This window comes from Streptomyces omiyaensis (assembly GCF_014650895.1).
GTDB lineage: Bacteria > Actinomycetota > Actinomycetes > Streptomycetales > Streptomycetaceae > Streptomyces > Streptomyces omiyaensis.
This window is the reverse complement of the sequence record NZ_BMVV01000020.1, coordinates 130461-143014: the sequence shown is the minus strand read 5'-3', so window position 1 is coordinate 143014 and position 12554 is coordinate 130461. Positions and strand designations below refer to the sequence as shown.

Annotated in this window: 10 protein-coding genes; 1 reads left to right on the top strand and 9 read right to left on the bottom strand. The window is 75.5% G+C overall.

What is annotated here, in order from left to right; all coding sequences use genetic code 11:
* On the top strand, positions 1–3114 hold a 3114-nt coding region (locus tag IE287_RS27905; protein ID WP_189851971.1), incomplete at its 5' end, for a PAS domain S-box protein.
* Between the two features lie 81 nt (positions 3115–3195).
* Here the strand turns inward: IE287_RS27905 and IE287_RS27900 are convergent.
* From IE287_RS27900 to IE287_RS27860, 9 genes are all read right to left on the bottom strand, one after another.
* Complete coding sequence (locus IE287_RS27900) at positions 3196–4848, bottom strand: long-chain fatty acid--CoA ligase (RefSeq protein ID WP_189851970.1); 1653 nt, start codon at positions 4846–4848, stop codon at positions 3196–3198.
* Between the two features lie 170 nt (positions 4849–5018).
* Positions 5019–5630: a SigE family RNA polymerase sigma factor gene (locus IE287_RS27895; RefSeq protein WP_189851969.1), complete on the bottom strand. Its 612-nt coding sequence runs from the start codon at positions 5628–5630 to the stop codon at positions 5019–5021.
* Between the two features lie 391 nt (positions 5631–6021).
* Positions 6022–7188, bottom strand: a complete 1167-nt coding sequence (locus tag IE287_RS27890) for a lipid-transfer protein (protein WP_189851968.1) — start codon at positions 7186–7188, stop codon at positions 6022–6024.
* Positions 7185–7583, bottom strand: a complete 399-nt coding sequence (locus IE287_RS27885; RefSeq protein ID WP_189851982.1) for a MaoC/PaaZ C-terminal domain-containing protein — start codon at positions 7581–7583, stop codon at positions 7185–7187. The genes IE287_RS27890 and IE287_RS27885 overlap by 4 nt, the downstream gene beginning before the upstream one ends.
* 92 nt (positions 7584–7675) lie before the next feature.
* A complete protein-coding gene (locus IE287_RS27880; RefSeq protein ID WP_189851967.1) occupies positions 7676–8710 on the bottom strand; it encodes an acyl-CoA dehydrogenase family protein in 1035 nt (344 codons plus the stop codon).
* 1 nt (position 8711) lies between these two features.
* Entirely contained in the window at positions 8712–9608 is an 897-nt protein-coding gene (locus IE287_RS27875; RefSeq protein WP_229883785.1) for a bifunctional MaoC family dehydratase N-terminal/OB-fold nucleic acid binding domain-containing protein, read from the bottom strand.
* Positions 9609–9739: 131 nt separating this feature from the next.
* A complete protein-coding gene (locus IE287_RS27870) occupies positions 9740–10906 on the bottom strand; it encodes an acyl-CoA dehydrogenase family protein (RefSeq protein WP_189851965.1) in 1167 nt (388 codons plus the stop codon).
* Between the two features lie 189 nt (positions 10907–11095).
* A complete protein-coding gene (locus tag IE287_RS27865) occupies positions 11096–11401 on the bottom strand; it encodes a hypothetical protein (protein ID WP_189851964.1) in 306 nt (101 codons plus the stop codon).
* Between the two features lie 575 nt (positions 11402–11976).
* On the bottom strand, positions 11977–12504 hold the full coding sequence (locus IE287_RS27860; protein ID WP_189851963.1) for an O-acetyl-ADP-ribose deacetylase: 528 nt from the start codon (positions 12502–12504) through the stop codon (positions 11977–11979).
* Positions 12505–12554: the final 50 nt, after the last annotated feature.

The following is a 12554-nucleotide window of genomic DNA, read 5'->3' as shown; positions in this document are numbered from 1 at the left end:
CGCCGCCCCCACGAAGAGCTCGTCGAGAAGCACGCCGCCGAACTCGCCGACCGGGCCGAGCGGCACGCCGCCGAGCGCGAGGAGCAGGCGGAGCGGTACGCGGCCCTGGCCTCCCGGCACGCCCAGCTGACCGCCGTCCTGGCCGGGTCGCTGCGCGGGCCGCTGGAGGAGCTGCGGGCCGAGCTGGGTTCGCTCGCCGCCGACGACGGCGTGCAGCTGTGGCCCGAGGCCAACCAGGTGCTGCACCACCTGGTCGCCGGGTACGCCCGGATGACCACCCTCGTCGACAACGTCCTCGGCTACCAGCGCCTGGACGCCGGCGAGGAGGAGCTGGACAGGAAGGTCGCGCTGCTCGACGGGATCGTGACCGGCGGCATCGACGCCGCCGTGGAGCTGATCGGCCCGGGCCGCGCGCAGTTCGCCGTGCACGCGCCGCCGATCGAGGCCGAGGTCGACTCCGGACGCCTGACGACCGCGCTCGCCCACCTCGTCGCCGACGTGGCCGGTGTCGACGCCACCGGCAAGACCCGCGCCTCGGCGCAGGGCACCGCCCCCGCCGACTCGACGATCGTGGTCGCGGCGGCGCAGCGCGGCGAGGTCGTCCGCATCGAGGTCCGCGGTCCCTACGCGGGCGGCGACCCGGTCCACGGGCCCATCGTGCGCGGCATCGTGGCGGCGCACGGCGGAGTCGTGCAGACCCACGAGGTGCCGGGCACCAGCGGTGGGGCGTACGTCCTGGAGGTGCCGATCGGCGCGGGACGGGGGACCGTGCCCGCGTCCGAGGCGAAGCCCGTGCCGCGCGACGAGCCGGAGGCCGCGAGCGGGGGCGCGAAGGCGCTGGAGTCCGCGAAGGCGCCGGAGCCCTCGAAGGGACCGGAGGAGGCCCGGGGCGGGCCCGGGGGCGGCGTGCCCGCGCTGCCCGCGGCGCTCCCCGCGCAGGCCTCCGCCCCGGAGGACGGCGGCACCGCGGCCGCCTCCGGACGCCGGCGCGCCCGGCGCGGCTCCACCGACGCGTTCCTGGAGGGCCCGGTCCTCCCCGGGGGCGATGCCGGGATGCCGGCCGTACCGGTCTCCGGTGGCGGACGCCGCCGCGGCCGTACGGAGGAGGCCGCGCCGCCCGCCGAACTGATCCCCGCCCAGCAGTCCGCCGGCGTCGAGCCGACCGGTCGCCGCCGGGGCCGTCCCGCCGAGGGCTCGGTGGTGACCGCCGCCGAGGGTGCCCAGGAGCGGCCCGCGCTCGGCGCCGCCGTGCCGCCGCAGGGCGTCGCCGTCGAGCCGTCGGGCATGCCCGCGCCGGCCCCCGCCCTGCCCGCCGCGCCCCAGGGGACGGTCGCCGTGCCCGCCGAGGGCGAGCGGCCGACCGGGCGCCGGCGGCGTGCGCTCGCCGCCGCGCAGGAGCGTGCCGCCGCCGCCGAGGCGGGTCCCCGCACGCCGTTCGCGCTGCCGCCCGCCGACGCCGACCGCGAGGAGCCGGAGGCCGTACGCGACGCGGACGGGCACGGCACAGGCACGGCCCCCGGCACCGGCATCGGCGTCAGCACCGGCACGGTCCCCGGCACCGGCATCAGCACCGGCACGGTCCCCGGCACCGGCACCGGCATCAGGGACGAGCGCGGGGAGGAACACCGGGCGGTTCGGGACCTTCCCGGCGCTTCCGGGCACACCCCGCCGCAGCCGCACCCCCTTCCGGGGCCCGGCCCGGTCCCCCTCGCCGGTCCGGCGCCCCTGCCCGGTCCGGCTCCCGTCCCGGCGGAGCCCGAGGCGCCGGCCACCGGCCCGGTCCCGGCCACCGGCCTGGCGCCGGTCGCCGCCCCCGGGCCCGTCCCGCCGGCGGCGACGCCCGCCGCCCCCGCGGACCCGCCGGCGCCCGGCCCGACCGCGACGCCCGCGAACGGCACCGGCACCGGATCCGTACCGCTGCCCCCCGAGCTGCCGATGCCGACGCCGATCCCGGCGCAGTCCGCACCCCCGGCTCCGGACACGGGCGCGGCGCCCGCCGCGGCTCCGCTGCCGAAGGACTCCACGCAGGGGCGGGCGTTCAGCGTGCGCACGCTCGGCCAGGGCGTGCCCTTCGCGCCGCCGGCGCAGGCCGGGACGCCCGTCGCCGCGCCCTCGGGCGGTTCGGGGCGGCGCCGCAAGCTCGCGACGCCTCCGGAGATCGACCCGCCGGCCCCGGCCCCCGCGCCGCTGCCGGCCGCCGCTCCGGCCGCCGGCCCCGCGCCGCTCCCGGCCGCGGCCGTGCCCGCCGCCGGGTCCGAGGGGCGCGGGCGTGCCTACGCGATAGGGGCGCCCGCCGAGGGCTCCGCCGAGGGGCCCGAGCCGCTCGACGGTCCCGGGGGCGCGGTCGAGGTCGTCAACCGGCCCACGCCGCTCCCCGTCGATGACGAGCTCCCCCCGGAGCCGCTCGACAACCCGCGCCGGCTGCTCGTCTGGCCCGCGCCGGACGTGGCCACCCAGCAGGCCCTGAGCGACCGCGGCTACCGGCCGGTGATCGTGCACTCCCGCGAGGAGGTCGACGCGCAGATCGCCGCCTTCCCGGCCGCGCTCTTCGTCGACCCGCTGACCGGGCCCATCACCCGGACCGCGCTCCAGTCGCTGCGCCAGGCGGCCGTCGCCGCCGAGGTGCCGGTGCTCCTCGCGGCCGGGCTCGGGCAGGCCGGCCGCGAGGAGGCGTACGGCGCCGATCCCGCCGTCCTGCTGAAGGCGCTCGCTCCGCGCGACAGCGAGCAGCACCCCTCGCGGGTGCTGGTCATCGAGGAGAACGAGCACATCGCCGACGCCCTGGCCGCCACCCTGGAGCGGCGCGGGATGCAGGTGGTGCGGGCGGCCACGGACACCGAGGCGGTGGCGCTGGCCGGCGGGACCCGGCCGAACCTGGTGGTCATGGACCTCATGCAGGTGCGCCGCCGGCGGGCCGGGATCATCGACTGGCTGCGGGCGAACGGGCAGCTCAACCGCACCCCGCTGGTCGTCTACACCTCGGCCGGTCTGGACGGGGAGAAGCTGCCGGAGCTGTCCTCCGGCGAGACCGTCCTCTTCCTCGCCGAGCGCTCCAACAGCGCCGAGGTCCAGGCCCGGATCGTCGACCTGCTGGCGAAGATCGGCACCAACTGAGGGACCCGCCGGGACCGACGGGACCGACGGAAGAAGGGGGAGGGCCGCCGGCGGCCCTCCCCCTTCACCGTGCGCACCGGGTCAGAGCTGCGTGACGTCCAGCTCGCCCTCCGCGTACTGCCTGCGGATCACCTTCTTGTCGAACTTGCCGACGCTGGTCTTCGGGACCGCCGGCACGATCGCCCAGCGCTCCGGCAGCTGCCACTTGGCGATGCCGCCCTCGGCCGCGAGGAAGTCCCGCAGGGTCGTGTAGTCGGCCTCGGCGCCCTCCTTGAGGACGACGGTCGCGAGCGGGCGCTCGCCCCACTTCTCGTCGGGGACGGCGACGACGGCGGCCTCCGCCACGGCCGGGTGGGCCATGATCGCGTTCTCCAGCTCGACGCTGGAGATCCACTCGCCACCGGACTTGATGACGTCCTTGGCGCGGTCGGTGAGGGTGAGGTAGCCGCCGGGGCTGATCACGCCGACGTCGCCGGTCTTCAGCCAGCCGTCCTCGCTGAACTTGTCCTCGGGGCGGATCGGTTCGCCGGCGGCGCCGCCGAAGTACGCGCCCGCGATCCAGGTGCCGCGCACCTCCAGCTCGCCGGCCGACTCGCCGTCCCAGGGCAGGTGCTCGCCGGAGGGGCCGACCAGCCGGGCCTCGACGCCGGCCGGGAAGCGGCCCTGCGTGACGCGGTACGGCCACTCCTCCTCCGGGGTCAGGCCGGCCGGCGGGTGCGCCATCGTGCCGAGCGGCGAGGTCTCCGTCATGCCCCAGGCGTGGCAGAGGCGGACGCCGAGCCGGTCGTACGCCTCCATGAGGGAGGGCGGGCAGGCGGCGCCGCCGATGGTGACCTGCTTCATGGAGGAGAGGTCGCGCGGATGGGCGGTGACCTCGGCGAGCAGGCCCTGCCAGATGGTGGGGACGGCGGCGGCGTGGCTCGGCTTCTCGCGCTCGATCATCTCGGCGAGCGGCGCGGGCTGGAGGAAGCGGTCCGGCATGAGCATGTTGATGCCGGTCATGAAGGTGGCGTGCGGCAGGCCCCAGGCGTTGACGTGGAACTGCGGGACGACGACCAGGGTCGTGTCCTTGTCCGTCAGGGCCATCGACTCGGCCATGTTCACCTGCATGGAGTGCAGGTAGATCGAGCGGTGGGAGTAGACGACGCCCTTGGGGTCGCCGGTGGTGCCGGAGGTGTAGCACATGGCGGCGGCGGCGCGCTCGTCCAGCTCGGGCCACGCGTAGGCGGTCGGGCGGCCGGCGATCAGCTCCTCGTACTCGTGGACGCGCGGCGCGGCCCCCTCCAGGAGGGAGCGGTCGCCGGGGCCGGCGACGACGACGTGCTCGATCGTCGGCAGGTGCGGCAGGAGCGGGGCGAGCAGCGGGAGCAGCGAGCCGTTGACGAGGACGACCCGGTCGGCGGCGTGGTGGACGATCCACACCAGCTGCTCGGGGGGGAGCCGCAGGTTGAGGGTGTGCAGGACGGCGCCCATGGACGGCAGCGCGAAGTACGCCTCGACGTGCTCGGCGTTGTTCCACATGAGGGTCGCCACGGGCTCGCCCGGCTGGACTCCCAGCTCGTCGCGGAGGGCGTTGGCGAGCTGGGCGGCCCGGTCGCCGATCTCGGCGTAGGTGCGGCGCTGCGGCTCCGGCTCACCCGTCCAGGTCGTGACGGTGGACCCGCCGTGGACCCGCCGGCCGTGCTCGAGGATCCGGCTGATGGTGAGCTGTACGTCCTGCATGGTGCTGTACACGGGGCGTCCTCCCGGTGGCCGCTACGTGGCAGTAAGGATGTGCAGATTCTGCGCACGTACCGCGCGGTATGTCACTACCCGGGAGTACTGAAATTGCCAGTGATCACTGGCAGATGTCAACGATGTGCCGCGGGTGACCTCACCGGGACGGATCCCGCCGCCCGGCCGCGTCAGACGCCGACGCCCGCGGTGAGCTCCGGGTCCTCCCGCAGCCGGCCCAGGGCGCGCGAGACCGCGCTCTTCACCGTGCCCACGGAGACCCCGAGCACCTCGGCCGTCTGGGCCTCGCTGAGGTCCTCGTAGTAGCGCAGGACGACCATCTGCCGCTGCCGCTCGGGAAGCTTCATCACGGCGCGCCACATGGCGTCGTGCAGCACCTGGCGCTCGGCCGGGTCGGGCTCGGGCAGCCCGGTGGACTCGGGCAGCTCGTCGCAGACGAACTCCTCGACCTTGCGCTTGCGCCACTGCGAGGTGCGGGTGTTCACCAGCGCCCGGCGCACGTACCCGTCGAGGGCCCGGTGGTCCTCGATCCGCTCCCAGGCCACGAAGGTCTTGGCGAGCGCGGTCTGGAGCAGGTCCTCGGCGTCGCACGGGTTCGCGGTCAGCGAGCGGGCGGTGCGCAGCAGCAGCGGCTGGCGCGCCTTCACGAAGGAGGAGAAGGAGGGGTACGCGAACGGGCGCGGGCCCTGGTGCGGCGCGGTGCGCGGAGCCGTGCGCTGCACGGGCCGGGTGACGACCGTGGAGGCGCCGGCGCAGACGGGGCCAGTGGGTGGCGGGGTCATGACTCCACGCTAGGAGCGGCGGGGTACCGGACGGATCGGCCCCAGGTCCCGAACCGGGCTCCCCCTCAGGTCGGAGTCCCCGGGGTGCCCCCACCTCCTTTGGGTGGAGCCGCCGTCACCCCGGGATCAGGGTCGCCCCGGGGTGACACGCCGGAACCGCACCCGGGAAACCCCCGCCCGGCCCTCTCCCGACCACCGCCGCACCGCCCCCGGACATCCCCTCCATGGCCCCGCGCCCTTGCTCCCTCCTTGCCCCCTCTCCTTGCCCCCTCGCCCCTGCACCCCTCTCCTTGCCCCCTCGCCCCTGCACCCCTGCGCCCGCCGGCCCTCCGCCCTGCCGCCCTGCCGTCCTGGCCGCCCTGGCCGGCCTGCCGCTGTCCGAGCGCGCCCGTCAGCCGTCCGAGCCCAGGACCAGGCCCGAGGTCGGGACGCCGGTGCCGGCGGTGACCAGGACGCGGGCCGCGCCGGGTATCTGGTTCACCGAGCTGCCCCGCAGCTGCCGGACCGCCTCCGCGATCCCGTTCATGCCGTGCAGGTACGCCTCGCCGAGCTGCCCGCCGTGGGTGTTGATCGGCAGCGCGTCCGCCGCGACGAACTCCCCGCCCTCCCCGGGACCGCAGAAGCCGAACTCCTCCAGCTGCATGAGCACGAACGGGGTGAAGTGGTCGTAGAGGATGCCCACGTCGATGTCGGCGGGGCGCAGTCCCGAGGTCCGCCACAGCTGCCGGGCCACCACCCCCATCTCGGGCAGTCCGGTCAGCCCGTCCCGGTAGAAGCTCGTCATGGCCTCCTGCTTGCGGCCCGCGCCCTGGGCGGCCGCGAGGACGACGGCGGGCGGGTGCCGCAGGTCGCGGGCGCGCTCCGGGGTGGTGACGACGATCGCCTGGCCGCCGTCGGTCTCCTGGCAGCAGTCGAGGAGGCGGAGCGGCTCCGCGATCCAGCGGGAGGCCGCGTGGTCGGCGAGGGTGATCGGCTTGCCGTGGAACCAGGCGGCCGGATTGGTCGCCGCGTACCGGCGGTCGGTGACGGCGACGTGGCCGAAGACCTCAGGGGTCAGCCCGTAGGAGTGCAGGTAGCGCTGGGCGGCCATGGCGACCCAGGAGGCGGGGGTGAGCAGCCCGAAGGGCAGCTGCCAGCCGAGCGCGGCCCCTTCGGCGGACGGCTCGCGCCGCTGCACGCCGGAGCCGAAGCGGCGCCCGGAGCGCTCGTTGAAGGCCCGGTAGCAGACGACGACCTCGGCGACGCCGGCCGCGACGGCGAGCGCGGCCTGCTGGACGGTGGCGCAGGCCGCTCCGCCACCGTAGTGGACGCGGGAGAAGAAGGACAGCTCGCCGATGCCGGCCGCCTGGGCGACGGTGATCTCGGGGTTGGTGTCCATGGTGAAGGTGACGAGCCCGTCCACGTCCCCGGGGGCGAGCCCGGCGTCGTCGAGGGCGGCGCGCACCGCCTCGACGGCGAGGGAGAGTTCGCTGCGGCCGGAGTCCTTGGAGAACTCGGTCGCGCCGATGCCGGCGACGGCGGCCCGGCCGCCGAGTCGGTCGGGGTGGCGCAGGCTCATCGGGGCACCTCCACGGTGACCGTGCCGGTGACGTGGTGGCCGAGGCCGTTGGCCCCGGTGACGCGGACGAGCGCGGTGGCGGTGCCGTCCGGACCGTCCGCGACCTCGGCGACCGTCCCGGTCAACGTCATCGTGTCGCCGGGGTGGTTGGGGGCGCCGAGCCGGATGGCGACCTTGCGGAGCACCGCGTGCGGGCCGAAGTGGTCGGTGACGTACCGGCCGACGAGGCCGTTCGTGGTGAGGATGTTCATGAAGACGTCCGGGGAGCCCTTCGCGCGGGCGGCCTCGGCGTCGTGGTGCACGTCCTGGTAGTCGCGGGAGGCGACGGCCCCGGCCACCACGAGGGTGCGGGTCACCGGGATCTCCAGCGGCGCCAGGACGTCCCCGGCCCGCACCGCCCCCGGCCGCGCCCCCGTCGCCCCCGTCGCCCTCGTCTCCACCGCGTTCTCCCGCCCTGCCTCTCCTGCCCCTCCCGCCTTTCCTTCCTTCACGACGGATCCCCCTTCGCGAGCAGGTCGCCCAGTTCGGCGAGGAGTTCGGTGCCCGCGCCCAGGTAGGCGTCGAGCTGCCGGCCCCAGAGGAAGTGCCGGTGGACGGGGTGGTCGAGGTCGGCGCCCATGCCGCCGTGCAGGTGCTGGCCGCTGTGCACGACCCGCTTCCCCGCCTCGGACGCCCACCAGGCGGCGGTCAGCGCCGCCCCGGAGGAGTCGAGGCCCGCGTCGGAGCGCCAGGCCGCCTCGTAGGCGGTGACCCGGATCGACTCGGTGTCCATGTGCGCGTCGGCGGCCCGCAGTTGCACCGCCTGGCGGGTGGCGAGCGGCCGCCCGAACTGCTCCCGTACGGAGGTGTAGGCGACGGCCCGGGCCAGCGAGCCGGCGCAGACGCCCGCCTGGAGCCCGGCGAAGGCGGTCCGGGCGGCGGCGAGCACCTCCTCGTACGGCCCCGTCCCCTCCCGCTCCCCGAGCCGCTCGGCGGGCGTCCCGTCGAGCACCAGCCGCCCCGCCGACCAGGGCGCGGTCAGCTCGACGGCCTCGACGTCGGCGTCCTCGGCCCGCACCAGCCACAGGACGCGCTCCGCGTCCGGTACGAGGACGTGGCCGGCGTCCCGCAGCCAGGGCACCCAGCCGACGGTCCCGGTGAGCCGACCCCGCTCCGCCCGGACCGCCCCGGTCGCCGGGAAGGCACCGGTCGCGACGGCCGTCCCGTCGCGCAGCGCCGGCAGGAGGCGGGCGCGCTGCTCGTCGGTGCCGTGCCGGGCGACGGCGAGGATCCCGTACACCCCGGTCGCGGCGAGCGGGACCTGCGCCGTCACCCGGCCCTGTTCCTCCAGCAGGAGGACCAGGCCGAGCAGGCCGAGCTCCTCGACGGCGGCCGGCAGTCCGGCCGCGCACAGCGCCTTCCACAGCTCGGCGTCCGTGCCGCTGCCGGCGGCGGCGAGCCGCTCGTGCGTGGAGAGGTCGCCGAGGATCCGGGCGGCCAGCTCCCGCGCGGCCTCCTGCTCCTCGGTGGGCGTGAAGTCCATGTCAGCGCTCCCCTTCCACGGCGCGGAAGACGGGCAGCTCCAGCTCCTCGTCGACCCGCAGGAACTCCAGCCGGACCGGCATCCCGATCCGGACCTTGTCGTGGGGCACCCCCACCACGTTGCCGACGATCCGGACGCCCTCGGCCAGTTCGACCAGGCCGACCGCGTAGGGCGGGTCGAAGGCGGGGAAGGGCGGGTGGTGCATGACGACGTACGAGAAGACCGTGCCCTCGCCGCTCGCCTCGACGGTCTCCCACCCCGGCGCACCGCAGTCGGCGCACCCCGGCAGCCAGGGGAAGCGGAGGGCCCCGCAGGCCGTGCACCGCTGGACCAGCAACCGGTGGTCGGCGACGCCCTCCCAGAACCCCGCGTTGTCCCGGTTGATGACGGGGCGGGGGCGACGGGGCCGCTCCGGGGGCTTCGCGGGGCGCCCGGCGGGGGCGTACTTGAGGATCCGGAAGCGGTGGGTGCCGGCGAGCTCGCCGCCGGCCCGCACGTCCGTCCGCGTGGTCACGAAGTGGCCGGTGCCCAGCTTGGTGGTCTTGCGCGGGGAGACGGACTCGACGACGGCGTCGAAGGTGATCTCGTCCCCGGGCCGGAGCGGGCGCAGGTACTCCTGCTCGCAGTCGGTGGCGACCACCGAGGTGTAGCCCGCGCCGTCGAGGAGCGCGAGCAGCTCGCCGTACTCCGCCGACCGGTCCTCGTGGCCGGAGAGGCCGCCCATCGTCCACGCCTGGAGCATCGTCGGCGGGGCCACCGCGTCCGGCCCCCGGTAGGCCGGGTGGGCGTCGCCCATCGCCTCGCACCAGTGCCGGATCATCGGCAGGTTGACCGGGTCCTTGCCGCGCCCGGCGACGGCCGCGGGTCGCCCCTCGTACGCCTTCAGCCGCTCGTACAGGTGGTCCTCCCCCTCGCACCCGCCTTGCCCGGTCCGCTCGCCTTCCCCGGTCCGCGCGCTCTGCCCGGCCCGCGCGGCCCGACGGTCCCGCGCGACCCGCCCGTCCTCCCGGTCCTCCCGCTCCTCCCCGCTCACCGCCTGCCCCTTCCCCGCATGCCGAGCCGTGCCTGCGCGACGATCTCCCGCTGCACCTCGCTCACCCCTCCCCCGAAGGTGTTGATCTGAGCGGCCCGGTTCATGCGCTCCAGCTCGCCGCCGTCCCGCTCCCCCGGCGATCCCGCCCGCACCGTCCCCGCGTCACCCGCGATCTCCTGACATATTCGGTACACCTCCACCGCCGATTCGGTTCCCGCGAACTTCACGCCGCTGGCGTCCCCGGGGGTCAGCCGGCCCGCCCCCACGTCCCCCACGAGACGCCAGTTGAGCAGGCGTGTCGCGGCCAGCCGGGCATGCGCCTCGGCGGCCCGGATCCGCACCCACGGCTCGTCAATCCGACGCCGCCCGGTCACCCGATCGGGGATGCGGGCGGCGGCGAGGGCGGCGGCGAAGAAGTCCTCGGCCTGCATGCCGATCGCGGCCAGCGCGACCCGCTCGTGGTTGAGCTGGTCGGTGATGAGCCCCCAGCCGCCGTTCTCCTCCCCGACGAGGTTCCCCGCCGGGACCCGGATCCCGTCGTAGTAGGTCGCGGTGGTGGTGAGTCCGCCGACGGTCTCGATCGGGGTCCAGGAGAAGCCCGGGGCGTCGGTGGGGACGAGGAGGATGGAGATGCCCCGGTGCGGCGGCGCCCCGGGGTCGGTGCGGCAGGCCAGCCAGATCCAGTCGGCGTTCTGCGCGTTGGAGGTGAAGACCTTCTGCCCGTCGACGGCCCAGGAGTCGCCGTCGCGGACCGCCCTGGTCCGGAGCGAGGCCAGGTCCGTGCCCGCCTCCGGCTCGCTGTAGCCGATGGCGAAGACGCACTCGCCGCGCAGGATCCGGGGCAGGAAGGCGGTCTTCTGCTCCTCGGTGCCGTACCGCATGAGGGTCGGGCCGACGGTGTTGAGGGTGACCATCGAGACGGGCGCGCCGGCCCGGTAGGCCTCGTCGAAGAAGACGAACTGCTCGTCGGGGCCGCGCCCCTGCCCGCCGTACTCCTCCGGCCATCCCAGGCCCAGGAGTCCGTCCGCGCCGATCCGCCGGAGCAGCGCGCGCTGTGCGGCGCCGTCGGTCGCCGGCGGCGGCCCGTCGGGCATCGTCTCGCGGAAGTAGGCGCGGAGTTCGGCGCGCAGCCGGAGCTGCCGCTCGGTCGGGGCGAGGTGCACGGGACGGCCTCCCGGGGCGACGACGAAGGTTTCTGACTGTCCGTCAGATACGGTCGCCGTGTCAAGGACACGAGGGGATCGGGTCCGCCGGAAACGCGAGGGCGGCCTGCGCGCCGGCGCCGAAGCACCGCCGCACAGGCCGCCGTTCACACCGCGGTCACGCCCCCTCGGGCCGGCCCCGTGGGGTCGTCACCACCACGGGGTGAAGTTGACGGTGTTGTTCGTCTGGGCGATGTGGGTGAAGGCGGAGCCGTTCACGCTCGCCGTGTTGTTCTGGTTGGAGGCACCGGAGCCGGTCGCCACCTGCTGCGTGGTGGTCGAGTTGCCGTTGTTGTCGCCACCCACGCCGCTGCCGATGATCGTGGCGACGCTCGTGTTCGATCCGTCGTCCGCGAAGCCGCCGTTGTCGGCCTGCGCCACGCCGCCGAAGAGGGCGGCGGCGAGCGGCAGGGCGGCGACGGCGGCGACGATGCGGGCGGTACGGATGCTTGCCATGTGTGTTCCTCCGGGAACTGAAGCCAGTCTGCTGTGCACGGAATCGGTGGTCTCTGAAGGAAGGCCGTGAACCACGGCCCTGACCAAGGCAGTTGGCCTGCCGCCCCGGTCGTTCTGCTCGACGTCGCGAATCCAGAATTGCCCACCGAATCCCCGGCGAACCACACCGGACGGTCCGATTCCCCCGCAAGCGTGAGGACAAGCCGATAAACCCTTCGTAGCCGAGAAACCCGCAGCTCACGACCGCCGAAGGCGTCGTCGGGCCCTTGCACCCGTTGCACGGCAAGGGAGGAAGCGTTCCGCCAGAACCCCCGGCAAAACGGACTGCGTCCCGGCGAAAACGGACCGCCCCGCCCCGAACGGAATCGGAAAAGCGGAAAAGAATTTCGAGCCCGGGCGTTCCGAGGAAGGCGGCTCGGGGGTGTCCCGTCGACCGCCCCGACCCGAACCGACCGAACCGACCCGACCCGACCGAACCGGCCTGAACCGACCGGCCTGAACCGACCAACCCGAATCGACCGACCCGAATCGACCGACCCGAATCGACCCGCCCGGCCCGATCGGCAGGGCGCCCCCTACCCCCCGGCCGCGACCGCCGCCTCGAAGGCGGCGTACGCGGTCGCGTCGAAGAGCACGAACCGCACCTCCTCGACGCCCGTCCCCGCCGCCGCGACCGCCCGGACCGTCTCGACCGCGATCCGCGCCCCGTCGTCGATCGGCCAGCCGTAGACGCCGGTCGAGACGGCCGGGAAGGCGACCGTGCGGTCCCCCTCCTCGTCGGCCACCCGCAGGGACTCCCGGTAGCAGGAGGCCAGCAGCGCGGAACGGTCCTCCTCCGCCGACCAGACCGGGCCCACCGTGTGGATCACGTGCCGCGCCGGCAGCCGGCCGGCCGTGGTGGCGACCGCCTGCCCCGTCCGCAGCCCCTTGCCGTAGTGCGAGCGGCGCAGCTCCCGGCAGGCGGCGAGGATCTCCGGCCCGCCCTTGCGGTGGATGGCCCCGTCGACCCCGCCGCCCCCGAGCAGGGACGAGTTCGCGGCGTTGACCACCGCGTCGACCGCCTCGGCGGTGATGTCCCCCCGCACCAGCACGATCCGGACCACGCCACCCTCCTCCGCCCGTGGGGACCCCGGAGTCCCGGAGCCCCGGAGGC